This is a genomic window from Coprobacillus sp. AF33-1AC (assembly GCF_003475785.1).
Classification (GTDB): Bacteria; Bacillota_I; Bacilli_A; order Erysipelotrichales; family Coprobacillaceae; genus Faecalibacillus.
In genome coordinates, this window is record NZ_QRQB01000001.1 from 115,763 (window position 1) to 140,897 (window position 25,135).

At 28.2% G+C, this 25,135-nt stretch carries 27 protein-coding genes; 25 read left to right on the top strand and 2 right to left on the bottom strand.

Features of this window, described 5'->3' with window-relative positions; translation table 11 throughout:
• Nucleotides 1-87: 87 nt before the first annotated feature.
• From DWZ53_RS00595 to DWZ53_RS00725, 25 genes are all read left to right on the top strand, one after another.
• A complete protein-coding gene (locus DWZ53_RS00595) occupies nucleotides 88-2,205 on the top strand; it encodes a penicillin-binding transpeptidase domain-containing protein (RefSeq protein WP_118430962.1) in 2,118 nt (705 codons plus the stop codon).
• Between the two features lie 67 nt (nucleotides 2,206-2,272).
• The gene (gene rpmG, locus DWZ53_RS00600) at nucleotides 2,273-2,422 is read left to right on the top strand and encodes a 50S ribosomal protein L33 (protein ID WP_118430964.1); all 150 of its coding nucleotides are present in this window, start codon (nucleotides 2,273-2,275) and stop codon (nucleotides 2,420-2,422) included.
• A gap of 47 nt (nucleotides 2,423-2,469) precedes the next feature.
• Complete coding sequence (locus tag DWZ53_RS00605) at nucleotides 2,470-3,084, top strand: MBL fold metallo-hydrolase (protein WP_118430966.1); 615 nt, start codon at nucleotides 2,470-2,472, stop codon at nucleotides 3,082-3,084.
• 72 nt (nucleotides 3,085-3,156) lie between these two features.
• On the top strand, nucleotides 3,157-4,119 hold the full coding sequence (locus DWZ53_RS00610) for an ATPase, T2SS/T4P/T4SS family (protein WP_118430968.1): 963 nt from the start codon (nucleotides 3,157-3,159) through the stop codon (nucleotides 4,117-4,119).
• Entirely contained in the window at nucleotides 4,112-5,116 is a 1,005-nt protein-coding gene (locus DWZ53_RS00615) for a type II secretion system F family protein (RefSeq protein ID WP_118430970.1), read from the top strand. The genes DWZ53_RS00610 and DWZ53_RS00615 overlap by 8 nt, the downstream gene beginning before the upstream one ends.
• A 12-nt stretch (nucleotides 5,117-5,128) precedes the next feature.
• A complete protein-coding gene (locus DWZ53_RS00620) occupies nucleotides 5,129-5,446 on the top strand; it encodes a competence type IV pilus major pilin ComGC (protein ID WP_118430972.1) in 318 nt (105 codons plus the stop codon).
• Nucleotides 5,433-5,840 (top strand): type II secretion system protein, encoded by a 408-nt coding sequence (locus tag DWZ53_RS00625; RefSeq protein WP_158568139.1) that lies wholly within the window; start codon nucleotides 5,433-5,435, stop codon nucleotides 5,838-5,840. The genes DWZ53_RS00620 and DWZ53_RS00625 overlap by 14 nt, the downstream gene beginning before the upstream one ends.
• 159 nt (nucleotides 5,841-5,999) lie before the next feature.
• The gene (locus DWZ53_RS00635) at nucleotides 6,000-6,482 is read left to right on the top strand and encodes a prepilin-type N-terminal cleavage/methylation domain-containing protein (RefSeq protein ID WP_118430975.1); all 483 of its coding nucleotides are present in this window, start codon (nucleotides 6,000-6,002) and stop codon (nucleotides 6,480-6,482) included.
• Nucleotides 6,460-6,786: a hypothetical protein gene (locus DWZ53_RS00640; RefSeq protein WP_118430977.1), complete on the top strand. Its 327-nt coding sequence runs from the start codon at nucleotides 6,460-6,462 to the stop codon at nucleotides 6,784-6,786. Before DWZ53_RS00635 ends, DWZ53_RS00640 begins: the two co-directional genes overlap by 23 nt.
• 66 nt (nucleotides 6,787-6,852) lie before the next feature.
• Nucleotides 6,853-7,410 carry an elongation factor P gene (efp, locus tag DWZ53_RS00645; protein WP_118430979.1) on the top strand — a complete coding sequence of 186 codons (558 nt, stop codon included), beginning with the start codon at nucleotides 6,853-6,855 and terminating at the stop codon, nucleotides 7,408-7,410.
• A 68-nt stretch (nucleotides 7,411-7,478) separates the two neighbouring features.
• Nucleotides 7,479-7,943, top strand: coding sequence for a SpoIIIAH-like family protein (locus DWZ53_RS00650; protein ID WP_118430981.1), 465 nt, complete (start codon nucleotides 7,479-7,481; stop codon nucleotides 7,941-7,943).
• A gap of 53 nt (nucleotides 7,944-7,996) precedes the next feature.
• Nucleotides 7,997-8,341, top strand: a complete 345-nt coding sequence (locus tag DWZ53_RS00655; RefSeq protein WP_158568141.1) for an Asp23/Gls24 family envelope stress response protein — start codon at nucleotides 7,997-7,999, stop codon at nucleotides 8,339-8,341.
• 97 nt (nucleotides 8,342-8,438) lie between these two features.
• Nucleotides 8,439-8,837 carry a transcription antitermination factor NusB gene (gene nusB / locus DWZ53_RS00660; RefSeq protein ID WP_118430985.1) on the top strand — a complete coding sequence of 133 codons (399 nt, stop codon included), beginning with the start codon at nucleotides 8,439-8,441 and terminating at the stop codon, nucleotides 8,835-8,837.
• Nucleotides 8,830-10,146 carry an exodeoxyribonuclease VII large subunit gene (xseA, locus tag DWZ53_RS00665; RefSeq protein ID WP_118430987.1) on the top strand — a complete coding sequence of 439 codons (1,317 nt, stop codon included), beginning with the start codon at nucleotides 8,830-8,832 and terminating at the stop codon, nucleotides 10,144-10,146. The genes nusB and xseA overlap by 8 nt, the downstream gene beginning before the upstream one ends.
• Before the next feature lie 12 nt (nucleotides 10,147-10,158).
• Complete coding sequence (gene xseB / locus DWZ53_RS00670; RefSeq protein WP_118430989.1) at nucleotides 10,159-10,398, top strand: exodeoxyribonuclease VII small subunit; 240 nt, start codon at nucleotides 10,159-10,161, stop codon at nucleotides 10,396-10,398.
• Nucleotides 10,382-11,230 (top strand): polyprenyl synthetase family protein, encoded by an 849-nt coding sequence (locus DWZ53_RS00675; RefSeq protein ID WP_118430991.1) that lies wholly within the window; start codon nucleotides 10,382-10,384, stop codon nucleotides 11,228-11,230. Before xseB ends, DWZ53_RS00675 begins: the two co-directional genes overlap by 17 nt.
• Before the next feature lie 3 nt (nucleotides 11,231-11,233).
• Entirely contained in the window at nucleotides 11,234-13,108 is a 1,875-nt protein-coding gene (gene dxs / locus DWZ53_RS00680) for a 1-deoxy-D-xylulose-5-phosphate synthase (protein WP_118430993.1), read from the top strand.
• On the top strand, nucleotides 13,089-13,892 hold the full coding sequence (locus tag DWZ53_RS00685) for a TlyA family RNA methyltransferase (protein WP_118430995.1): 804 nt from the start codon (nucleotides 13,089-13,091) through the stop codon (nucleotides 13,890-13,892). The genes dxs and DWZ53_RS00685 overlap by 20 nt, the downstream gene beginning before the upstream one ends.
• Nucleotides 13,893-13,900: 8 nt before the next feature.
• Entirely contained in the window at nucleotides 13,901-15,559 is a 1,659-nt protein-coding gene (recN, locus tag DWZ53_RS00690; RefSeq protein ID WP_118430997.1) for a DNA repair protein RecN, read from the top strand.
• Between the two features lie 55 nt (nucleotides 15,560-15,614).
• Nucleotides 15,615-16,592: a SpoIVB peptidase S55 domain-containing protein gene (locus tag DWZ53_RS00695; RefSeq protein WP_118430999.1), complete on the top strand. Its 978-nt coding sequence runs from the start codon at nucleotides 15,615-15,617 to the stop codon at nucleotides 16,590-16,592.
• A 188-nt stretch (nucleotides 16,593-16,780) separates the two neighbouring features.
• Complete coding sequence (gene spo0A, locus DWZ53_RS00700; protein ID WP_118431001.1) at nucleotides 16,781-17,584, top strand: sporulation transcription factor Spo0A; 804 nt, start codon at nucleotides 16,781-16,783, stop codon at nucleotides 17,582-17,584.
• Between the two features lie 29 nt (nucleotides 17,585-17,613).
• On the top strand, nucleotides 17,614-18,789 hold the full coding sequence (locus DWZ53_RS00705; RefSeq protein ID WP_118431003.1) for a DNA polymerase IV: 1,176 nt from the start codon (nucleotides 17,614-17,616) through the stop codon (nucleotides 18,787-18,789).
• A gap of 616 nt (nucleotides 18,790-19,405) precedes the next feature.
• Nucleotides 19,406-20,299 carry a site-specific tyrosine recombinase XerD gene (xerD, locus tag DWZ53_RS00715; protein WP_118431007.1) on the top strand — a complete coding sequence of 298 codons (894 nt, stop codon included), beginning with the start codon at nucleotides 19,406-19,408 and terminating at the stop codon, nucleotides 20,297-20,299.
• Between the two features lie 4 nt (nucleotides 20,300-20,303).
• Nucleotides 20,304-21,485, top strand: a complete 1,182-nt coding sequence (gene deoB / locus DWZ53_RS00720) for a phosphopentomutase (RefSeq protein ID WP_118431009.1) — start codon at nucleotides 20,304-20,306, stop codon at nucleotides 21,483-21,485.
• Nucleotides 21,486-21,498: 13 nt separating this feature from the next.
• Entirely contained in the window at nucleotides 21,499-21,765 is a 267-nt protein-coding gene (locus DWZ53_RS00725; protein ID WP_118431011.1) for a hypothetical protein, read from the top strand.
• Nucleotides 21,766-21,900: 135 nt separating this feature from the next.
• On the opposite strand, the gene purF is transcribed toward DWZ53_RS00725, so the two are convergent.
• Both purF and DWZ53_RS00735 read right to left on the bottom strand, forming a co-directional pair.
• A complete protein-coding gene (purF, locus tag DWZ53_RS00730; protein ID WP_118431013.1) occupies nucleotides 21,901-23,319 on the bottom strand; it encodes an amidophosphoribosyltransferase in 1,419 nt (472 codons plus the stop codon).
• A gap of 67 nt (nucleotides 23,320-23,386) precedes the next feature.
• Nucleotides 23,387-25,117 (bottom strand): GNAT family N-acetyltransferase, encoded by a 1,731-nt coding sequence (locus tag DWZ53_RS00735; RefSeq protein WP_118431015.1) that lies wholly within the window; start codon nucleotides 25,115-25,117, stop codon nucleotides 23,387-23,389.
• Nucleotides 25,118-25,135: the final 18 nt, after the last annotated feature.

The window sequence follows — 25,135 nt, forward strand, 5'->3', positions numbered from 1 at the left end:
TTTTAAAGAAATCATGTGAAATGTGTTTTTAAGTTTACTTGTGAATTTAATTATAATATAATTGTCAAGTGAAAGGATGGAGATAGTATGGCCTTTAAATTTAAAGATCAAATTTCAAAAGTTAAATTTTATGGTTCAAGTGAAGAACAAAAATTTCAAAATAGTAAAACTGACAATATTATTTCCAAAAGAATTCTTTTTTTAATTTGTCTTACTGCTGTTTTTATTGTTGTTTTAATTGCAAGACTTGCTTATATTCAATTTCACCAAGCTGACGATTTGGCAGTTAAACTAGAAACGTATGGAAGTCAAACATACACTTCTGATGCACCACGTGGTGAAATTTATGATAGAAATTATACTAAATTAGTCGGTAATAAAAATGTTATTTGTGTTACTTATTATGCTCCTAAATCAATTAAAAGTGAAGAAATTACAACAATTGCTAAATTTTTAGCACGTAATATCCAATTAGATAATGATGCCAATAGCGTAACATTAAGAAATAAAAAAGACTATTTTATAATGAAACATAAAAAAGAAGCTGACGCTTTAGTTTCTAATCAAGAACGAAAAAAATATCAAGGACAAGAAAACGAAAAAAAAGTCATTTATAATTTGCAACTTGAACGTATTAGCGAAGATATGATTAATAATGCGATGTCTCAAGATGATATAGAAGAAGCTAGATTTGAATATTTAATGAATAACTGTACGAGTGGAGCAGTTGTACTTGCAGAAGGGATTAGTGTAGAAGAAGCAAGTATTATTGGTGAAAATTCTAACTTTTTAAAGGGGATTGAAGTCAATACTGATTGGACCCGATCTAATGAACAAAACAATCAGCTTAAGACGGTACTAGGACGTGTTACAACAAAAAAAGAAGGTCTACCAGCCGAAATGAAAAAACAATTACTTGCACTAGGATATCAAAATAATGCTCGTGTAGGTATTTCTGGTTTAGAAAGCCAATATGAAAACATTTTGCGTGGTGGAGATTCGACATACACATTAACATATGATCAAAATGGAAATCCTAAAAGGGTTAATACTAAAGAAGGATCAAGTGGGCAAAATATACGTTTATCAATTGACAGTGAATTACAACAACTTTCTGATTCTTTAATCGAAAATGAATTAAAAGCTGCTAATTCACGCAATAAGTATTTTAATCAGATGTATTTCATGATGATAGATCCAAATACTGGAGAAATCTTAGTGATGTCAGGTAAAGAAATTGATAAAGAAACAGGCGAGGTGTCTGATTTTGCCTATGGAAATTATACAAGTAGTGTTAAAATTGGTTCAACAACTAAAGCCGGAACTTTATACACTGGGTTTAAAGAAAATGTGATTGTTCCAAACACTTACTTTGTCGATGAACCGATTGTTTTTAAGTATACAAAAGCTAAAAAATCATGGAAAACAATGGGAAATATCAATGAAGTTGATGCCATGGCACTATCTTCTAATGTTTATATGTTTAAACTTGTCATGAAATTAGCTAACTTTAATTATGTTCCTAATGGTCCATTAAATATTAGTATGGAAACTTTTACTAAATCGATGGCCACATTAAGAAGAGATCTAGGAGAATTGGGATTAGGTGTAAAAACTGGTGTAGATGTACCAAATGAGGGATTAGGATATCGTGGAAGTAAAACTGAACGAGGAATGCTTCTTGATATGGCTATTGGACAATATGATACATATACTCCAATTCAATTAGCTCAATATACATGCACACTTGCAAATATGGGTGTAAAGGTAAGACCTCATTTCCTTGTTGACTCTTTCAAAAAAGATAATAATGGCAATAATGTTGTTACCTATTCTTATAAGAAAGATATCATGGATGATGTTTCAAATCAGACTGATGCTTTTCAACAAATAAAAAAAGGGATGAGAGCCTGTGTAACAAGAAGTGACGGAACAACTCATAAATATTGGTCAGAGAAACCATATGCCGTTTATTGTAAATCAGGAACTGCAGAAACATATGATCCAAATGACACAACCGATTATCCTAACCATTTACAAATAGGATATATTTCAGCAACTGAAGATAGCCAACCATTGGTTGCCTTTGTTTGTGTTTGCTATCGTCAAACGGTTGCATCAAGTGGTGATAGTTCATCAACAGCCTATATTTCAAATCAAATCATTGATAAATATGTAGAAAAATATGGTTTAAATGAAAAATAGTCTAGTATTTAAAAAATATTTATGATATGATGTATAACGAAAGTTTTATGGATACGGAGGTGTAATCATGAGAGAAAATATCATTTTAAAATGTACTGAATGTGGTGAAGAAAATTATATTAATACTAAAAATAAAAGAAATCATCCAGATAGAATGGAAGTAAATAAATACTGTCCAAAATGTAATAAAAAAACAGTTCATAAAGAAAAAAAATAAGCTTTGGCTTATTTTTTTTATATGTTTAAACATTGAAAGGAATATATATGAAAGTCATACAATTAACTTTAGGAATGATGCAAAGTCATTGCTATATTATTTATAAACATAATCAAGCTATCATTATTGACCCCGGTGATGAACCAGAAATAATACAAATGCATCTTAGTCAAAATCAGTTAAATCCGATTGCTATTATGCTTACACATGGACATTTTGATCATATAGGAGCGGTAGATTATCTTGTTGATCTATATCATATTCCTGTTTATTTGCATCAAGATGATGAAAAAATGGTATATGATAGTCAATTAAATTTATCTTATTTCAATCAACCATTTGTTTTAAAAAGTAAAGTTCAACATATGGGAAAAGAGATTACATTAGGAGATTTTTACTTTAATATTATTCATGCACCAGGACATAGTGAAGGTTCAGTCTTAATTTTATGCAAAGAAGAACATATACTTTTTTCAGGTGATGTTATTTTTAAAGATTCCATTGGGCGTTGTGATTTCCCTGGTTCTTCCTTTAAACAAATGCAACAATCACTAAATACAATAAAAGAAATAAAAGTTGATTACGTGCTTTATCCTGGACATGGGTTACAAAGCACTTTACAAAATGAAAAAAAGCATAATCCTTATCTAAGTTCTATTTAAATCTAAATAGAACTTTTTTTTCATTTTTTTGAAGAAAAACATCTCTTTTTTTTATATATAAATATAGGAGGGATGAATGTGAATCAATATTATGAAAGACTTATTTATAATGCTATTGAAAAGGGGGTATCCGATATCCATATTCATGCGAGTCATCATTCCAAGATACTGTTTAGAACAAGTGGAAAACTTGTTGTTTGGGAAAAATTAAAGCTAGATTATGCCAAAAGGATTGTCAATTATATTCGATATATTTCTAAAATTGATATGAATTATCGTAATAAACCACAAACAGGACATTTAGTTTACAATTTAAAAGGGAAAAAATATAATTTGCGGGTTTCTTCATTAGTAGGAAAAGATGATGATACAATCGTTATTCGAATATTAAATAATCATCAATCATTATCTATTGATATGCTAACTTCTATTAAAAAGGTGCAAAATTTTTTATTTGATATTGTAAGCGAGGATCATGGCTTATTTGTTATTAGTGGTGCAACTGGATCAGGTAAGTCAACAACCTTGTACACACTGTTAGATACAATTTATCAACAAAAACAACGTAATATTATCACGCTTGAAGATCCTATTGAAATTGATAAAAATTATTGTTTACAAATTCAACTTAATGAGAATCAAGGAATCACCTATGATGAATCGCTAAAACAAATTTTAAGACATGATCCAGATGTTATCATGATTGGAGAAATTCGTGATGAAATAACTGCACACTTAGCTTTGACATGTGCTTTAACAGGTCATCTTGTCCTAACGACAATCCATGCCAGTAATTGTAGGAGTACAATAAAACGTTTAGAGAATTTAGGAATTAATCGTATTGATTTACAAGATGTTTTAGTAGGAATCATGACTCAAAAGATGACTTTTAATGAAAAAGGGCAACATATTATTTTACCGGAATTTATGAACAAGCAACAAATCGATTCTTTCCTTCAAAAACATAACACATCATACTTTGATTTTGAGCAAGCAACACAATCGTTAAACGATTTAGGTGTATATAATGAATGAACAACTTATTTATTTGTTAGAAAGTTTTGCTCGTTTTATTGAACAAGGGTTTAATATTCAAGATATTGCCGTGTTTATTCAGCCTATTGATCAAATTGGATTTGTTGAATCTTTAAATCAGTGTATGAATGAGGGATTGAGTATTGATGATGCTTTACAAAAATGTAAATTGCCACATTATTTTTTAGAGTACTATCAGTTTTTTAAATTACATTTTTCTTTAAGCGAAACATTGTTAAAAACTTTAAAAATATGTAAAAAAAGAAATGAAATAAAAAGGTCTTTAGTTAAAAGATTAACTTACCCTGTTTTTATGATTGTTTTTTTAGTTATTTTTTCTATTTTCGTTTTAGTGTTCTTATTACCACAAGTAGAAAATCTATTTATTGAATTTAATATTGAAAAAAGCATCTTAGTTAAAATTGTTTTTATATTATTAAAATTTATACCCTGGATAGTTGTTTTAACCCTCCTTTGTTTGGGGTCTATTACTTTTTTTACTTTATTTTCAATAAAACAGCAAAGGTATGATTATATTGATTTTTTGATCAGTCATACTCATGTTATGAGTAAATTAATTAAAAAATATTATTCAATTAAATTTGCGATTTATTACAATGAACTATTAGAAAATCATTATGACGCATTGTCTATCATTGAAACGCTCTATCAACAAATTGATGACAGTGATATAAAAATGATTGTTTATGAGCTTTATCATCATATTTTAGAAGGACTAAGTATTGAAGATGTCATTAATGAATTTGACTATTTTGAAATGGAATTTAAGCATTTTTTCAGTTTGATTATGAATAATCAAACTTATGATATTCAATTAGATGATTATATTCTTTACTCTACAAAACAAATAGAAATGAAAGTAAATAAAATGATAAAACTATTTGTTCCGTTAATTTATGGCTTTGTATCATTGTTTGTTATTACAATTTACATATCTATTGTGATACCAATGATGAATGTTGTCAGTACATTATAAGGAGGATAAGTTATGAAACATGTTCGTCACCAACAAGGATTTACATTAATTGAAATGATCTTTTGCATCAGTGTTATTTTAGTTATTTTACTTCTCGTCATTCCTGAAGTAACATCAAAAAATAGATTAGTCAAAGAAAAAAGTTGCGACGCTCAAATCGAAGTTGTCAATTCCCAAATCATTTTATACGAAATCGACCATGGTGAGTTACCTACATCAATGTCACAGTTAACATCAGGAGCTCATCCATACTTAAAAGAAAAACAAGCTATCTGTCCTTCAGGGTTAGCAATTTCAATCTCTGATGGAGAAGCTTATGTCTCAAAATAAAGGATTTACAATGATTGAAATCATTTTTACATTGTCTATAATTTTAATATTATCCAGTTTCACATTGTATAATACAAAAAAAGAAGTAAAAGTTTCTTATCAAAATGTTAAACATAATATCTCAAATATTATTGATGAAGCTAAAGACACTGCATTAACACAACATATCCAGATTAATTTAGAATTTAACTATAATAAAATTTCGTATACGTATAATAATAAGACCTATCGTTACGTATTACCTCATGAATATTCATTCGAACATATAGAAAAAGTATACTTTAATCAAAATGGATCTATTAATCAAGCTAATCATATTAATTTGCGATTTCACGATAAAGTGTATTCAATTGTTTTTCATTTAGGGGCAGGTGATTATTATTTTAAAGAATAAAGGTGCTACTCTTGTTGAAACACTACTCGCTTTTTCTATTTTTATCTCATGTATTGTACTTCTTATTTCATTTTATGTTTTAGGTCATAAACAAAATACAAACATATTTAAACAATATGATCATTATCTGTTATCTCAAGAAAAAAAGGAAAAAGATTTATGGATTCAAGAAGATTACCATGCTCTGATGAATACGGTTTTACGTTAATTGAAGTTTTATTGTCATTGGTTATTACTTTAATGATTGTAATAAACAGTGCAACGATTATTGGGTTTGTTTATAAAAGCCAAAATCCAGAAATAATTGACTCAAAATTACAGAATGCTATGAAAATATTAAGTCAAAATATCGTAACAGGATATGATTATCAATATGGGCGTGAATTAAATTTTAAAAATGAAAAAGATGAAGAAGTTTCTATCTTTTTAGATTCCAAAAACAGATTAATTATGACACCTGGACATTATATATATTGTCATGATATCGAAAGTGTTAATTTTTATAAAAAAGATCACTTGATCTATATTGTTCTTACTACAAAAAAACATCAAAGTACATTTTTAATAGGGAGTGATTATGACGAACCAGAAGGGGACGGTACTGCAAATAACACTTATCATGCTTTTTATTATTACCTTTAATATTTTAACGATTTTTAATTACTGCATTATTCAAGCTAAAGCGATAAAAAGAATTGAATTAATTGATCAACAACGCATATTGGAAGTGACGCTTATCGCATATTTTAAAAATGAAGTTAAAAATAGTTTATTATTGAGTGATGAATATATTGAGGATAATAAGATAGTAAAATACATAGTTGATGATATGGGGGATGAGTATGAAATAACTGTAGAAGAAACAAGCGGTTTTAATGTGATAATGAAAATATCACTAGATAAAAGCAAATTTAAAGTAAATAAAATAAGCTATGAATCAAAATGAAACTATTCACTTTGTAATGAATTTTTGTTATAATGCATAAGAAAAATCATTGTAAAGGAGAATATTATGATTAACGTTAGTGATTTAAGACCAGGTACAACTTTTCAATACGAAGGTAATTTATATACTGTATTAGATTATTCTCACAATAAAACAGCACGTGCAGCTGCGAATATTAAAATTAAAATGAAAAATATGCGCACAGGATCAACTACTGAAATGACTTTTGGTGGGAATGACAAAGTACAAAGAGCTCAAATAGATAAAAACAAAATGCAGTACCTATATAATACAGGGGATGCATTAGTTTTTATGGATAATGAAACTTATGATCAAATTGAGATTCCTGCAGATAATTTAAAATGGGAATTAAACTTCTTAAAAGAAAGTGATGAGGTAGAAGTAACAAGTTTTGAAGGTGAAGTATTAGGAGTTGCTTTACCAATTAATAAACCATTTAAAGTTATAGAAACTGAACCAGCCGTAAGAGGAGATACTGCAACAAGTGCTACTAAAAGTGCAACAATTGAAACAGGTTTCCAAATCAAAGTTCCTTTATTTATTAGTGAAGGAGAAGAAGTTGTTGTTAATACAGTAGATGGTAAATATCAAGGTAGAGCATAAGCGCTAGATTATAGCGCTTTTTTTCATATTTTATTCATTTATTCATATGATAGATTAGGAGGTCACATATGAATAAACAAGCCATCACATTTTTATCTTTATTTTGTTTGATTTTAGTTTTATCAGTCTATTATATTATTATTCCTCCTCAAGATGATCAACACGTATCAACATCATCCTCAACATTGTCTACAATTGCTTCGATGCAACAAAATCTAAATGATACCAGACAATCATTGATTAACGAAAATAATGATATTATTGCCTCTTCAAAATCAAAACAATCACAAATTAATAGTGCTTTAAATCAAATTGCCAAAACAAAAGAAATAATTGCTAAAGAAAAAGAATTAGTTACTATCATTCAAAATAACGGTTATAAGGAAGCTTATGTAGAAATAAAAGATACCTGTATAAAAGTAGTTGTAAATAAAAAACAGGCAACAAGTAAAGATGCAAGTCGTATTATTAAGTTGATTAACGAACAAATGGGGACTGAATATGAAATAGAGGTAAAATTTATTACTGAGTAACTTGAATATTTTGCTTATTTTATATAAAATATGTATATAAAGGAGCAATGTTTATGAGTCAAGAATATTATACAATTGAAAATAAAAATAATTTAGGTGAACGTCATATTTCAACTAATGCTTTTCATTTAACTGCAGTTAATGTTATTAATGATATTGAAGGTGTTGATTTTGAAGGTGGAACAAAAAATATGATTCCTGGAATCAAAGATTCTTTAACTGTTAAAATTAATGATCATAATCAAGTAATTATTCAAGCTAATGTGGTTGTTAATTATGGTGTTAATGTAGGTAAAACAGTAAATAAAATTCAAAATAATATTATTAATGCAATTGATGAAATGATGGGATTTAGAAATGTAAAAGTTAACGTAAATGTTAATGATATTAAATTCTAAGAATTGCCAAAAGGCAGTTCTTTTTTTATCGATGAGATTGTTTAATTTATAGATAAAATATGGTAAAATATTCATATATTTTGGAAGGTAGGATAAAATGAATAAAGTAAGAAAAAAAGTAATTAGAGAAAAGGCAATTATTGCCGTTTATCAATATTTATTAACACAAGTAAACAATGATGAAATTGATGCATTTTTGCTTAATGATAATACATTTAAAAATAATGAAGAAGAGTTAAAATTATGTAAAGAACGAATTAATAGCACAATTGATCATTATGATGAATATGTTAATAAAATCAAACCACATTTAAAAAAAGGATGGACTATTCAGCGTTTATCAAAAATGGAATTAGCTATTTTATTGGTTGCTGTAGATGAATTACAAACAGAAAATAAAAGTGTTGTCATTAATGAAGCGGTCGAATTAACAAAAAAATATTGTGACGATGATTCTTACAAATTTATTAATGGAATTTTAAACAACATTGGATAGAAAATATGTGACTGTATCTGCGCTAAATCGTTATCTTAAAGCTAAAATAGATCAAGATATTCAGTTACAGTCAATCATGATAAAGGGCGAAATCTCAAATTTGAGGTACCATCGATCAGGGCACGTCTACTTTACTTTGAAAGATGAAACTGCAAGTATTAAGGCAGTGATGTTTGCTTCAAATGCAAAAAAGTTAAAAATATCATTAAAAGATGGTGATAAAGTTTATGTTGAAGCTAATACATCTGTTTACCAAATTAGTGGTGAATGTCAACTCATTGTAAAAAACGTAGAATTGGAAGGTGTGGGAGCCCTTTTTTTACAATTTGAGCAGTTAAAACAAAAGTTAGCCAAAGAAGGCTTGTTTGATGAAGGACATAAAAAGTCAATTCCTTCATTTCCAACAAAAATAGCTGTTCTGTCATCATATCCCAGTGCGGCATTGATGGATGTTGTAAGAACTATCAAATCGAGATTTCCTATTGTAAGGATCGTTATTTTCCCAATACCTGTACAAGGGAAAGACGCTTATAAAGAAATAATGAAGACTCTTCGTTATGTTGATACGCTAAAGTTTCATACAATTATTATCGCACGAGGTGGCGGAACAATTGAACAACTATGGAATTTTAATGAAGAGGATTTAGCACGTACGATATATCAATGTCAAACACCTATTATTTCTGGAGTAGGTCATGAAATAGATTTTACTATTTGTGATTTTGTTAGTGATTTAAGAACCGCAACACCAACATATGCCGCTATGGCTGCAACACCAGATATAAAAGAATTAGAAAAAAATGTTGCTTATTACCAATATAATCTTAAACAGCTTATGAATCATATTATATCTGTTAATAAAAAACAAATTGAGCAAATCAAGTCTTTTTATTTATTTAAAAATCCTGAGAAGTTATTTGCCGATTATCATAATCAAATTGTTTTATATCAAGATAAACTTTTAAATTCTTTTAAATATATGTTGTTATCACAAAAAAATTTATACTATCAATCTCAAAAATCATTTATTCATCTTTCTGAACTATTATCACTTAAAATGCATAATCAGTTAGATTCAATAAATGACAGGTTAAATAATAGTATGAAACAATCATTTAAACATCGACAAGAGCAATTTTACTACACAGTTTCTAAGTTAAATGCATTGAGTCCTTTAAAAACATTAGAACGAGGGTACTCAATTGTATTAAAAGATAATAAAAATATTAATAGTATTCATCAATTAAAACCTCATGATGAAATTGAAATACATCTTAAAGATGGTCATTGTAAGGCACAAATTAAGTAGGGGGAAAAGTAAATGGAAAATAATTTAAGTTACGAAAAAGCTATAAAGCGATTAGAAGAAATTATTCATCTTTTAGAAAATGAAAATACATCACTTGATCAAAGTGTTGAATTATTCCAAGAAGGAATCAAATTATCAAAATTATGTTCAGATAAACTGGCCAGTGTGGAAGATAAAGTTGCTAAAATACTAGTTGATGGACATTTAGAAGATTTTAATATTGAGGAGCAAAAAAATGGAAACAATGCTTAATGAAATCAATGAAAGATTAAGTCATATTTTAGACACTTATCCTGATTGTCAAACAAAAAAAGCAATGTATTATTCATTAAACGCTGGTGGCAAAAGAATAAGACCTACTTTAATGCTACTTGCGTTAAAAAGTTACGATATAAATTATCATCCCTATATAGATATTGCTTGTGCCTTGGAAATGATTCACACTTATTCTCTTATACATGATGATCTTCCTGGAATGGATAATGATGATTTAAGAAGGGGCAAGCCTACTTGTCATAAACAATTTGATGAAGCAACAGCCATACTTGCAGGTGATGCTTTGCTTAATGAAGCAGTTAATATTATTATTGATGCTCACTTAGATGATAATAAAACAATTAAACTCATTAAATGCCTTTATCAATCCAGTGGATTAAATGGTATGATTTATGGACAACAACTAGACATTGAAAATGAAAACAAAGAAATAGACATAGATACATTAAGGAAAATACATCATTATAAAACAGGAAAACTTCTTAGTTGCTCATTAAAAATGGCAGCTATTATTGCAAATGAAAAAGACCAAGCTGTTTGGGAAAAAATAGGCTTCAAAATTGGGTTAGCTTTCCAAATTCAAGATGATGTTTTAGATGTAATCGGTGATGAAAAAATCATAGGTAAAAAAACAGGTAGTGACCTTCAAAATCATAAAGTGACTTATGTTTCTCTTTATGGTATTGAAAAATGTCAGGAATTAGTAGATCAGTTGTTCAATGAAGCTATACAGTTATTGTACTCATTAAGAATTAATCACGGATTAATGTTATGTATATTTGAAAAAATAAGGAAAAGAGTGAGATAATACGTGGATGTAAAAAATATTAAAGATCCATTGTTTTTAAAGGACCTCAACAATGAACAATTAAATGATTTGGCTAATGATATACGTCAATTTATTATTCAATCTGTTTCCCGTACAGGAGGACATCTATCAAGTAATTTAGGTATTGTAGAATTAACTATTGCTTTACATTATGTTTTTAACTCTCCTACAGATAAAATTTTCTTTGATGTAGGGCATCAAGCATATGTACACAAAATATTAACGGGGCGTGCTAATGAATTTGACACGCTTAGAAAATACCATGGTTTGTCAGGCTTTCAAAAAAGGTGTGAAAGTCCACATGATGTTTGGGAAGCAGGGCATTCATCAACTGCATTATCAGCAGCAGTTGCGATGGCAGTTGCTCGAGATTTAAATCATGACAGTTATCATGTTGTTCCTGTTATTGGCGATGGAGCAATGGTTGGTGGTGAATCTTTAGAAGCACTTAATCATTTAGGGTCTATTGAAAATAAAGTAATCATAATTCTTAATGATAACCAAATGGCTATTACTAAAAGTATTGGTGGGTTTAATAATTTTTTATCAACAATTAGGTTAAGTGATACTTATCATCATTTTAAGGATGATTACAAAAATGCACTTAGTAAAGGAAAAATAGGAACATTTATTTATCAAATTTCTAAATCTATAAAAGATTTTATTAAACACGGTTTAATTGATGATACGATTTTTGAAGATTTTGGAATTGATTATTTGGGTCCGGTTGATGGACATAATATAAGTGAACTCATTCGAGTGTTTAATATTGCAAAAATCTCTGATAAAAGTGTAGTTGTTCATGTTATTACTAAAAAAGGGAAAGGATATTTACCAGCAGAAAATGATAAAGCAGGCAAATGGCATGGAACTGAACCGTTTAATATTAGTGATGGATCAAGTAAAACATCGCCTAGTTCCAAGATAAGTTGGTCTCAAGTTCTAGCAGATCATGTAGAAAAATGGATGGAAAAAGATAAAGATATTGTTGCAATCACACCAGCAATGATTAATGGTTCTGCTTTACAATCAATTTTTCAACATTATCCACAAAGAAGCTTTGATGTAGGTATTGCTGAAGAACATGCACTAACTTTTACTGCCGGTTTATCAATCAGTAGAAAAAAGCCATTTATATCTGTCTATTCATCATTTATTCAACGTGCATATGATCAAATAAATCATGATATAACAAGAATGAATTTACCTTGTTTAATTGCTGTTGATCGTGCAGGAATTGTAGGCAGTGATGGTCCTACACACCATGGTGTTTTCGATTTATCTATTTTAACGCCATTACCTCATATAGTTATTTTTGCTCCTAAAGATGCTAAAGAAGCAAAATTATACATAAATACAGTATTTATGAATTTTTATCATCCATATGTTGTTCGTATTCCAAGAGGTAAAGTTGAAAATTGCATACTAAATTTAAATGACACTATTCAAATAGGCTCATGGACTATTGAAGGTGTAAAAGAAAACTATGATATAACTATAATTTGTTATGGGGATAATGTTGATCGCATTTTAACTTTACAACAACAAAGTTTTAAAATAAGAGTTGTTAATGCACGTTTTATTAAACCGTTAGACCAAAATATTCTTAAATCAGTAATGAATGATGATAAACCTGTCATTGTATATGAAACTGATTTAAAATTAGGATCTTTAGGAGAACATATAGCATCTTTTTGTAATGATTATGGTATTTCTAAAAAATTCAAACATATTGCAATCGATGATCATTATTCTCCTCAAGGCTCTCTTGATGATATATATCGAGAAGAAAAAATAGACTTAGATAGTGTTTTACAATGTTGTAAGGAGGTTCTTCATGAAGAAAGAAAGAATTGATGTATTATTAGTCGAACAAGGTTTTTTTGACTCGCGAGAAAAGGCAAAAAGAGCAATCATGGCAGGTATTGTCCACGATGACTATGACATTATTGATAAACCTGGAACGAAAATACCTGTAGATTCTAATTTACATGTAAAGGGAGACATTTTACCTTATGTTTCACGAGGCGGTTTAAAACTAGAAAAAGCAATTAAAGAATTCAACATTAATTTGAACGATTGTATTATGGTAGATATCGGTTCATCAACTGGTGGTTTTACAGATTGTGCTTTGCAAAACGGAGCTAAATTAGTTTATGCAGTTGATGTTGGAACAAATCAATTAGTATGGAAATTACGAAACGATCCTCGTGTTATTGTAAAAGAACAAACTAATTTTAGATATGCTACAAAAGATCTTTTTGAATCAGGAATTCCATCAATTGCTACTATTGATGTTTCATTCATTTCTTTAAAACATATATTTAACGCTTTAAAAGATATATTATCCTCAGGTGATCATGTCATTGCATTAATTAAACCTCAATTTGAAGCAGGAAGAGACGATGTTGGAAAAAATGGAATTATTAAAGATAAAAATGTACATACTAGAGTTATTGAAAATGTTTTATCTTATGCAAATGCTGATCATTTATTTTTACAAGACCTTTCTTTTTCACCTATTACTGGGGGACATGGTAATATTGAATTTCTAGCCCATTTTGTTTTTGATGGAGAAAATAATAATAGTATTGATATTCAGACAATTGTTGATGAAGCACATTTATGCTTTAAAGGATAGGTGAGAATATGCTTAATAGTTTATATATTGAAAATTTTGCAATTATCGATCGTTTAACAATAGATTTTTCTGAAAGTATGACTGTATTGACAGGAGAAACTGGTGCTGGAAAATCTATCATTATTGATGCCATTGGACAATTACTTGGTGAACGCAGTCAAACAAGCCTTGTAAAAAAAGGATCTAAAAAAGCATTTATTGAAGGTGTTTTTTCTCTAAATCATCCTACTTTAGAACTTACTAAAGAATTTGAAATTTACGATTTGCAATTAGATGAAGAAATTGTGGTTTCTAAAACAATAAAAGATGATGGGAAGGCATCTATGAAACTCAATTATCGCACTGTTTCCCAAAGTGTAATTAAAAAGTTGATTCCTTATATTATAGATATTCATAATCAATTTGATACCCATCAATTATTTAACCCTCAAACTCATTTGGCTATTTTAGATCAATTTATTGGTAAGAAAATAAATGAAATATATAATCAATATATTAATCATTATCATCAGCTAGTATCTTTAAAAAAGAAAAAAAATACTTTAGAAAATGAAGTTCTCAGTGACGAACAACTTGATTTTTATCGAACACAAATTAATGAAATTAATGAAATTGATTTAGAAAACATTGATGAAGAATATTTATTAAAAGAAAAGCAAAGAATACAAAATTATGAGAAAACAAAACAAAGAATGGATCAATATAATGAATACGTTGATGGATATCAGGGTGCAATAAGTCAATTAAAGAACGCTTTAGACCAATTGCAATACTTAACAGATGATTCTCATTTTGAAAACTTCTATAGCAAAATATATGATTTATACTACAATTTGATAGATGCAAATGATAATTTAAATAACTACTACCAAGAATTTAATTTTGATGAAAACTATATTAATGAAATCCAAGAAACATTATTTACTTTAAATAAACTTAAAAGAAAATATGGACAAGATATTGAATCTATTAAAAAAAGCAAAAATGAAATTCAAGAAAAAATTGATCATTTTCATGATAGAGATCAAATTCTTATTAATTTAAATAATGAAATTACAGAACTTACTAAACAAAGTCAAAAAGAAGCTCAACAAATGTCAGATATAAGAAAAAAATATGCTCATCAATTTGTCGATTTAGTAAGTAGCATCCTAAAAAAATTATATCTTGAAAATGTACGTTTTGACTTTCAATTTGACCAAGTAGAACTCTCTCAAAACGGTATAGACAATGTCACAATGATGATTTCTACTAATCCAGGGCAAGATTTACAACCATTACACAAAATAGCTTCAGGTGGTGAATTATCACGGATCATGCTTGCTATTAAAACTGTATGTAATCAGTTTACTTCTATTGAAACGATGATTTTTGATGAAGCTGATACCGGTGTAAGTGGCAAAGTAGCTGAAAGTATCGGTAAGATTATGCATGAAATTTCAAAAAAACAACAAGTTATATGTATTACTCATTTAGCGCAAGTTGCTGCTTTTGCAGATCATCATTTGTCAATTGAAAAAAATGCTAATAAAGATCAAACAACTGTAACGATCCATGAACTATCACAAGAAAAAAGTATTCATGAAATTGCAAAAATGATTTCTGGTAAAGATGTTACAGAAGAATCATTAAATCATGCTCGTAAATTAAAACAAAATAGCGTATAAATAAAAGCATAGATGCCAAAATATATTGTAGCCATGCTACAAAAAGGAGGTGTCTATGCTTTTAAAAAAGCTAACAGTTTCCTTAATTGTTCTATTATTAATCATTATAAATATTACGTCAATATTTGGATTAGATGTCTATCTAGGTGGTGAATCAGTAGGGGTAGTTCTCAATTATAATGGTGTCTTAATAACTGGAGGTTATGATATTGAAATTGATGGAAAAAAATATAATCCATTAGATTATGATTTCAAAGTGTTGGATTTGATTACAAAAGTTAATGGAAAAAAAATAGAAAATATTGAATCATTAACAAAAGTATTTGAAGACAACCAAGATCATTACCAAATAACATTATTGAGAAATCAAGTTGAATTAAATAAAACACTTTTAATACAACGTCATCAAAATGAATTTAATTCCGGTTTATATGTAAAAGATGCATTAAGTGGATTAGGAACGATGACATATTACAACCCTCACACTCGTCAATTTGCCTGCTTAGGTCATGAAATGAATGATCACGGTATCCAACTCAATAACGGGACTATTTATCAAGCTTCTGTTCATTCTATTAAGAAAAGTCAAAAAGATCAAATTGGACAAAAAAACGGGAAAATTGGTCAATCTAAAATAGGGACAGTTTTACAAAATAATGATTTTGGTATTTTTGGACAATACGAAATTCCAATGTCAGATTCCAATAAAATCGAGACATCCTCAATGGAAGATGTCAAATTAGGAAATGCTTACTTTCTTACATCGCTTAATGATAATAAAGTAACGAAATGTGAAATAGAAATCACTTACTTGCAAAAACAGTCTGTCCCTCAAGAAAAAGGAATACAATTTAAACTTATAGATCAAAATATTCTTCATCAAACTGGAGGTATTATCCAAGGAATGAGTGGTTCTCCGATTATTCAAAATGGTAAATTAATAGGCTGTGTAACACATGCTAATTCAAGTAATCCTGTAATAGGATATGGTGTGTATATTGACTGGATGATTAATAATGAAGAAAAGAAATGACTCTGTCATTTCTTTTCATTTTGACAAAAAATACCTTTAATATGAAATAAATGTCAGAATATTTTTATAATACGAAAATATTAATTACGTTTTTCCATAATACAGTAACGTTTTTTTATTATCTATAAAAAATAATTATGAGAATTTATATAATGTTTTTGTTGGTAAGAGAAAAACGGAGGAAAATTATGGAAAAATATAAAGTGTATTTATTAGAAGAAAATAAAGAATTATTGGACAAAATAAAAAAAACAATAGAAGAAGATGAATTATTCTTAAGTGTCACATCTTGTACCAATGCCTTAGAATGTATAAATCATTTAAGTAAAAATCAGTACGATTTGTTTATTATAGATCTCATGACTTCTCAATTAGATGGAATTGGTGTATTGGAACGTATTAATGCAATAAATAAAAATGCATATAAAAAAGTTGTCTGCATGACAAATTTTACAAATCTTATTATTTGTGATGCTTTAGAAAAATTAAATGTAAGTTATTGTTTTAAACAACCTTTTGATTTTCAGTACTTTATGTCTACTTTAAAGAAAATTATGATTAACCAAAATCAACATTCTGTTGATATGGAATCAGAAAATAAAAAATATCAAAAAATTAAGATTGAAAATGAAATTACTGAAATATTACATGAAGTAGGCATTCCTGCTCATATTAAAGGATATATGTATTTACGAACAGCTATCATGACTACATACTATAATATTGAAATATTAGGGCAAGTAACAAAAGTATTATATCCTGATATTGCTCGTAAATATAATACTACATCTTCCCGTGTCGAAAGAGCTATTCGTCATGCAATAGAGGTTGCTTGGAACCGAGGTAATACAGAAGCTATTGATGATATATTTGGTTATACAGTGAGTGCCTCTAAATCAAAACCAACAAATTCCGAATTCATCGCAATGATTGCAGATAAGTTACGTCTAGCTCACAAAACAGCTCTTGCAAATAAACATCATTATTTATAAAATAATGTATAGAAAGTGGGGGATGAATCTTGCAAATTATATTTCATATCGATTTAAATGCATTTTATGCAAGTGCTGAAGCATCAGTTGATCCCTCGCTTATAGGAAAACCGGTTGTCATCTCAGGAATGAACAGAAGAAGTATTGTTTCCACCGCATCATATGAAGCCAGAAAATATGGCATTCATTCTGCTATGCCACTTTTTCAGGCTAAACAATTATGTAAGAATTTGATTATAAAACCTGTTAATTTTGACTTGTACCGACGACTTTCTAATGATTTTTTTACAATAATTAGAACATATAGTTCTATTATTGAAATTGCAAGTATAGATGAATGTTATGTCGATATGACTGATTATATTAGAATAAATCAATGTCAACCTTATGATCTTGCTTTAAAAATTCAAAATCATGTTTATCAATCACTCAAGCTCAAGTGTTCTATTGGAATAGCACCTAATAAATTTTTAGCAAAAATGGCCAGTGATATGAAAAAACCAATGGGAATAACTATATTGACTAAATATAACCTTAAAGAGTTAATGTGGCCTCTTGATATTTCTGATATGTATGGAGTCGGAAAAAAGACAGTACCTAAATTAAAGAAGGTGGGCATTAATACAATTGGTGATATTGCCCAATATAAAAATTATAACAAATTAAGAACTGTAGCTGGGAAATACGCACTTATTTTATATCGTAAAGCAAATGGTATTGACAATCAAAAGGTCCATGTTAATCGTGATGATTTAAAATCAGTAGGACATTCTACTACTTTACAATATGATAGTAATGATACTGATCAATTATATGAAATTCTTAATCATCTAGCAAAAAGAGTATCATTGCGGGCTAAAAAAAACAATCTTGTTTCTAACTCAGTCAGTATTACAATTAAATATAGTCGTTTTGACACTGTTTCTAGACAAACTATTCTTCAGGATTATATTAATGATTATGAATCAATAATATCTACAGCTAAATATCTTTTTGATTCAAATTATAACGGCCAGCCTGTAAGATTATTAGGTATATCTTTAAACAATACAATTAATATCAATGATCAAATTGTACAAATTTCCTTATTTGATCATCAACAAATTAAAAAAGAAGAAAATACAACCCGTGATTTTATTCATAAATTAAATAAAGAACATCATTTAAATTTAAAAACAGCTGCCGATACTTTAAAAAGAAAATAATTACCGAATAAATTATAAAAAGACATCATAATGTTTACTGGGAGGTAAACTTGTGATGTCTTTTAAAAAAAATAAATTAATCTTATATATACATCAGTTTATTATCTTAATGATTATATTTTCTATCTTGTTTGCCATATATTTTTTATTTAATAATAACGGGAATTTATTAAATTATTTATATGAGCCTATATTTATTTCTAATAATCATCATTATCAGCTCTATTTAGTTCATACAATAGGCTACATAATTCTTTTAACTATATTTGCCACAAGTTATTTGGGTATACCATTTACTTGTCTTTTGATAACTTATCGAATTCTTGCAATTATTTATAGTTTGGCAAAAATAGGAACGATTCAACTTAATTTATATTTAATATTTGTTATAATTATTCCTCAGATTATCCTTGAATTACTCATCACTTATGTTACTTCTTTTTATAGCATAAGATTCTCTCTACAGACATTCTTACTAAATTTTGTTTTTCAAGAAAATTATCGTTTTAAAGAATTAATTAATTATTTTTTAAATGATTATATAATGAGTATTCTACTTGTATTTATTTCAATAGTGATTAAAATATACCTTATATAAGGTATGAAAGAGGTATTTATGAATAATCAAGAACTAATTAATCACTTTCTTCAATATTTAATTGTTGAAAGGGGCCTAAGCCATAATACAATACAAAATTACAAACAAGACTTAACAAAATTCGTTAAATTTATAGAAACAGAATGCAAGATAACATCTATAAATGATGTGAAGCGCGAACATGTACAGCTATTTTTAAAACATGAAGATCATCTAGCAAAAAGTACAATTTCTAGAGAAATTACTTCACTACGAATGTTTTACAAATTTTTAAAAAGAGAACAACTTGTAGAGATAAATATGATGTCTTACTTTGATCTTCCTAAACAAGCTGATCATTTACCAGTAGTCCTTTCTTATGATGAAGTTACACGTTTGCTGGATTCCATTGAAATGAAAGATTTTAAATCTGCAAGAAATAGAGCAATGGTTGAACTATTATATGCTTCAGGAATTCGTGTTTCTGAACTCATTCAAATTAAATTATCTGATATCAATCTTAATCAAAATGATTTAAAAGTAATTGGAAAAGGTGATAAAGAACGGATTGTGCCTATTAATAATTATGTTAGTCAAATTATTCATAAATATATAGTTGATTATCGTAATCCTTTTTTGCAATTTGAAGATAATCCATTACTTTTTTTTAACAACAAAAAACAAATGATTTCTCGTAGATCATTTTATAACACACTAAGAAAAATAGCAAAAGAAGCAGGCATAACAAAAAATGTATCACCTCATACTTTAAGACATAGTTATGCTACTCATTTACTTGAAAATGGGGCTGATTTACGTTCAATTCAGGAATTATTAGGACATAGTGATATATCAACAACAACAATTTATACACATGTTTCAAATTCAAAATTAAAAGAAGACTACAATAAATTATTTAAAAAAGGAGATTGATTTTATGAAATACAAAAGAATATTTTTAATCGTGATGGATTCACTTGGCATTGGAAATGCATTAGATGCCAAAGATTATGATGATGTTGGTGCTAATACATTAAAACATATCTGTGAAAGAAATAATGGATTGAATGTACCTTACCTAGAAGGGTTAGGATTAGGATCATTGGGCCAATTTAAGGGAATTTACCCACTACATAATCAATTAGGTTATTCCTTAAAACTCAATGAAGCATCTAATGGAAAAGATACAATTACAGGCCATTGGGAAATGATGGGATTAAAAATTACAAAGCCCTTTGTTACTTTTACTGATACAGGATTTCCAAAAGAATTTATTGAAGAATTCGAAAAAAGGACAGGTAGAAAATGTGTAGGAAATATAGCGGCAAGTGGAACTGAAATTCTAGATGTATATGGTGAACATCAAATGAAAACAGGCGATTGGATTGTATACACTTCATCAGATTCAGTTTTCCAAATAGCTGCGCATGAAGATATTATTCCTTTAAATGAACTTTATGATGCATGTCAAATAGCAAGAGAAATAGCAATGGATGACCGCTATAAAGTCGGTCGCATTATTGCTAGACCATACATAGGAAAAGGGAAGGGAACTTTTAAAAGAACTTCTAATAGACATGATTATGCACTTAAACCATTTTCCAAAACAGTATTGAATAGTTTAAATGATGCACAATATCATGTTATTGCATTAGGAAAAATATCTGATATTTTTGTAAACGAAGGAATTAATGAATCAATTAGAACAATAAATAATGATGATGGTATGGACAAGTTAATCATGGAAGCAAAAAAATCATTTTGTGGTTTGGTGTTTTTAAATTTAGTCGATTTTGATGCAGTGTATGGTCATCGTAGAAATCCTATTGGATATGGACAAGCTATTGAAAAATTTGATCAACAATTATTTGAATTTATGAAATATATTAATTCTGATGATTTAGTTATGATTACAGCTGATCATGGCAATGATCCAACTTATAAAGGAACTGATCATACTAGAGAACAAGTCCCACTTATTATTTATAACAAGGAATTTAAGAATCCTTGTCAACTACCAACCATGGATACATTTGGTATTATTGGCGCAACAATTGCTGATAACTTCAATGTATCATATAATGGTATCGGAAAATCAATTTTAAATATGTTAGATTAATGGAGTACAATAAATGGAAAAAAAAGAATTTAATAAACTTTTATTATTATCAATGGGAGCCTATATAATTGCTGGTTTTATGTTTGCAATTGGCTTAATTATGAAGCAAACTGTGCTTTTAATTACTTTTTATATTATCGCTGCAGCATTAATGATATCAGGAGTAATTGCTTTATTTAATAATTACAAGAAAAATAAAATAAAACTTTTGTTATTTTTATGTATTATTGGTACTATTTTATTTATCCTTATAAGTACTGCGATGATTGCATCATTATAGAAGAAGATTTCTCTTCTTCTTTTTGTTATGCCACTTTTATAAGTGGCATAATATACATTATGCGAAGTAAGATATATTGAACGGAACCTCCATTTATAATAAAACAAGGAGCAAAAAGCTCCTTGTGTGCAAACTCTACTTTTCATCCTTATTAGCTTTATCAAACGAATCATATAATTTAGTAACATATTGTCCATTGAAACATGATAAACATAATCCACATGTATGTTCTTTTTTAAAATGAATAGACTTTCTTAAACCATCTTCACTAATAAATGCTAATGAATCAGCTTGGATATATTTACATAGTTCATCAACATCCATTTTATTTGAAATAAGCTCTTCTAAAGTCGAAGTATCAACCCCATAAAAACATGGGAATTTTATTGCTGGTGAAGCAATACGTACATGTACTTCTTTTGCTCCCGCTTCTTTTAATAATCTTACAATACGCTTAGAAGTAGTTCCCCTAACAATTGAGTCATCAATCATAATCACTTTTTTATCTTTTACAATTGAAGATACAGCAGATAATTTCATTCTAACGCCCTGTTCTCTTAATTCTTGAGTTGGTTGAATAAAAGTACGCCCCACATATTTATTTTTAACTAGTCCCATTTCATATGGAATTCCAGAAGCTTCTGCATAACCAATAGCTGCAGAAATAGATGAATCAGGAACCCCTATGACAACATCTGCTTCAACTGGTGATTCATAATACAATTGTTTACCAGCAAGTTTTCTAGTTGTGTGTACATTAATTCCATCTAAAGTACTGTCTGGTCTAGAAAAATATATGTATTCCATTGCACATATCTTATCCACTATCTTATCTTGTGTATAGATTTTGGAAAGTAGTTGTCCATCTTTTACTCTTACAATTTCACCTGGTTCAACATCTCTTACATATTGTGCACCAACAACATCTAAAGCACATGTTTCTGAGGCAAAAACATAAGCACCATTTGGCATTTTACCAATAGATAATGGTCTTAATCCGTATTTGTCTCTTGCAGCATATAAACGATCTTCAATAAGTATTAAAAAAGCAAACGCTCCATCTAACATATCTAAAGATTTGCAAATACGATCAATCATTCGACCACTCTGTCTTTTAATTAAATGTCCTAATACTTCTGTATCAGAAGATGAAGAAAAAATGCTTCCTTCTTCTTCTAATTTTCCCCTTAATATATTAGCATTAACTAAATTTCCATTATGACATATACTCATTGAACCATTTAAAGTTCTAAATAAGAATGGTTGTACATTAGCAATACCACCTCCACCGGCAGTAGAGTAACGCACATGCCCTATTGCAGCATCACCATCCAATTGATCCATTTTTTCAGGATTAAAGATTTCTGTAACTAATCCTTCTCCTTTATGTATTTTAAATTTTTTTTCACTATTGACAGTACATATACCTGCAGCTTCTTGTCCCCTATGTTGTAAACTATGTAATCCATAATAACAAATATTTGAAGCATTCTTATTACCAATTACGCCAAAGACACCACATTCTTCATGTAATTCACGATCTTCTAGTATCATTTTTAGTCTTCTTCCTCCTCATGTAAAAATATTTTATAATGCTTGAAATTTATAGTCAATGAATTTTTTAATAGATTTCATTGATATAAAGTGGACTTTTTGTTTTTAAAGAAAAATTAGCAAGCATTTGACAATATGGTTTACTATTCCATTCAACATCAATAGATTCTGGTAAATCAAATTGGACAACTTTATATTTTTCAAGAAGAAAATTAATAATTGGCACTATATATTTTTTTTCAGTATAAATAAATTCTGTAATAATAAGTTCATTACGATTTATTTCATACTCTATATATCCTATTAATTCGTTATCAACTTTAATGAATTTTAAATTTCTATTCAATGATTCTAATCTTGGAATGAAGTAATTTCGATAATAATTATTGTCTCTTACATAATATCCATCATATTGTTTACAATGTCTTTTATAAAGCATTAATAAGTTTTCTTCTTTTTCTTTAATATCAACATCATCAATAAATATAATATCTTTTAATTCCTCATTATCTATAACCTTATCTGCCCTATAATGAATATTGATATAAGTGTCTTTAAATCCTAAATGATGATATATTTCAGGTATGTATGCTTGTAACATCACTTGTTTATTTTTAAAATCATTATCTAAAACATAACGAATCATCGTATTCATACAGCCATTGTGTCGGAAAGCTTTTTTTACAATAACACCTAAAATAAAATACACTGATTTAATTTTATCATGTTCAGAAATAGTAAATGGCCTAATTTGCATACAGCCAATAATCTTTTCATTATTTTGTAGTAGATATGTATTTTCTTTTTTATAAAGGTGAGAAAAATAAAATTGTGTAGATAATTGATCTTCATCCTCAAATGTGTTTAACCAGTTCGATTGAAGTAGATTAAAATCAGAATCTTCAGCCTTTCTAATACGCAAATTTTTTTCAATAATTGTGTATTTTTTTACCATGTGATCAGGATGTAAATCCATTTTTGATTTTCTTAAACTTTCAAGTCCCATATCCTCCTCACGGTTAACATAAAGTGCATCAGGATAGTTATTTTGTAGAAATAATTGACCAATAAGTACATATAAACCTCTAATATTTTTATTTGCCTTTTCAAAATGAATCTCAATAGTTTGATGATATAATTCTGATCCAATAGCAAATGCTTCTATTTCATTATTAATATAAATACAACCTGTTTTTAAATGAAGCTCATGACGATGAATTAAAGCATACATAATGGCAATGTATTCTGATTGTATAGATTCTTCATTATCTTTTGAATCATCCCATTTTCTTAAACATTTTAAAACTGCATCAATATCGTGGTCTTCTATTTCTTTATAAATATAATCTATATTACTTTTTTTAAATGCATTAAGATGATTTCGCCTTTTTTGCATTTTTTTACCTTTTAAAGTCATTAAATTTTCTTTTAGGTAGACATAGTCAAAGTTATTCCTGTCTTCTATACAAAGAAGTTCAGAATGATTAATTTTTAATTTATTAACAAAATCTTCTGTTGCTACCTCAATTTTAAAAGAAAAATGGTTCTTATTTGCATAGTTTTTCATGTACTCTATTGCATCATCAATATACTTTGATTTGCAAAAGGGCATTGAAAAAAAGCGTTCATTTCCATAAGTATGAAGCATCACCAAGAAATGTTCTTCTTGATGATAAAAAATATTGTACTCATGATCCCATAGCATCATATTAACAAAGTTGCTATTATAACCATCATACTGTGCTAAATCTAAATAATATTTGACTGTTTTGTAATCATTCAATGTTAATTTTTTCATAAAAACCTCTCTTAACAA

What these genes read in the sequence shown, in the direction of transcription:
- DWZ53_RS00650 (WP_118430981.1), top strand. Translation starts at nt 7,479, where the DNA reads ATGAATAAACAAGCCATCACATTTTTATCTTTATTTTGTTTGATTTTA.
- DWZ53_RS00675 (WP_118430991.1), top strand. Translation starts at nt 10,382, where the DNA reads ATGGAAACAATGCTTAATGAAATCAATGAAAGATTAAGTCATATTTTA.
- xseB (WP_118430989.1), top strand. Translation starts at nt 10,159, where the DNA reads ATGGAAAATAATTTAAGTTACGAAAAAGCTATAAAGCGATTAGAAGAA.
- recN (WP_118430997.1), top strand. Translation starts at nt 13,901, where the DNA reads ATGCTTAATAGTTTATATATTGAAAATTTTGCAATTATCGATCGTTTA.
- DWZ53_RS00735 (WP_118431015.1), bottom strand. Translation starts at nt 25,117, where the DNA reads ATGAAAAAATTAACATTGAATGATTACAAAACAGTCAAATATTATTTA.
- DWZ53_RS00610 (WP_118430968.1), top strand. Translation starts at nt 3,157, where the DNA reads ATGAATGTGAATCAATATTATGAAAGACTTATTTATAATGCTATTGAA.
- DWZ53_RS00655 (WP_158568141.1), top strand. Translation starts at nt 7,997, where the DNA reads ATGAGTCAAGAATATTATACAATTGAAAATAAAAATAATTTAGGTGAA.
- DWZ53_RS00725 (WP_118431011.1), top strand. Translation starts at nt 21,499, where the DNA reads ATGGAAAAAAAAGAATTTAATAAACTTTTATTATTATCAATGGGAGCC.
- DWZ53_RS00625 (WP_158568139.1), top strand. Translation starts at nt 5,433, where the DNA reads ATGTCTCAAAATAAAGGATTTACAATGATTGAAATCATTTTTACATTG.
- DWZ53_RS00640 (WP_118430977.1), top strand. Translation starts at nt 6,460, where the DNA reads ATGCTTTTTATTATTACCTTTAATATTTTAACGATTTTTAATTACTGC.
- DWZ53_RS00620 (WP_118430972.1), top strand. Translation starts at nt 5,129, where the DNA reads ATGAAACATGTTCGTCACCAACAAGGATTTACATTAATTGAAATGATC.
- DWZ53_RS00685 (WP_118430995.1), top strand. Translation starts at nt 13,089, where the DNA reads ATGAAGAAAGAAAGAATTGATGTATTATTAGTCGAACAAGGTTTTTTT.
- xerD (WP_118431007.1), top strand. Translation starts at nt 19,406, where the DNA reads ATGAATAATCAAGAACTAATTAATCACTTTCTTCAATATTTAATTGTT.
- rpmG (WP_118430964.1), top strand. Translation starts at nt 2,273, where the DNA reads ATGAGAGAAAATATCATTTTAAAATGTACTGAATGTGGTGAAGAAAAT.
- DWZ53_RS00695 (WP_118430999.1), top strand. Translation starts at nt 15,615, where the DNA reads ATGCTTTTAAAAAAGCTAACAGTTTCCTTAATTGTTCTATTATTAATC.
- nusB (WP_118430985.1), top strand. Translation starts at nt 8,439, where the DNA reads ATGAATAAAGTAAGAAAAAAAGTAATTAGAGAAAAGGCAATTATTGCC.
- purF (WP_118431013.1), bottom strand. Translation starts at nt 23,319, where the DNA reads ATGATACTAGAAGATCGTGAATTACATGAAGAATGTGGTGTCTTTGGC.
- DWZ53_RS00635 (WP_118430975.1), top strand. Translation starts at nt 6,000, where the DNA reads ATGGATTCAAGAAGATTACCATGCTCTGATGAATACGGTTTTACGTTA.
- DWZ53_RS00615 (WP_118430970.1), top strand. Translation starts at nt 4,112, where the DNA reads ATGAATGAACAACTTATTTATTTGTTAGAAAGTTTTGCTCGTTTTATT.
- deoB (WP_118431009.1), top strand. Translation starts at nt 20,304, where the DNA reads ATGAAATACAAAAGAATATTTTTAATCGTGATGGATTCACTTGGCATT.
- spo0A (WP_118431001.1), top strand. Translation starts at nt 16,781, where the DNA reads ATGGAAAAATATAAAGTGTATTTATTAGAAGAAAATAAAGAATTATTG.
- DWZ53_RS00605 (WP_118430966.1), top strand. Translation starts at nt 2,470, where the DNA reads ATGAAAGTCATACAATTAACTTTAGGAATGATGCAAAGTCATTGCTAT.
- DWZ53_RS00595 (WP_118430962.1), top strand. Translation starts at nt 88, where the DNA reads ATGGCCTTTAAATTTAAAGATCAAATTTCAAAAGTTAAATTTTATGGT.
- efp (WP_118430979.1), top strand. Translation starts at nt 6,853, where the DNA reads ATGATTAACGTTAGTGATTTAAGACCAGGTACAACTTTTCAATACGAA.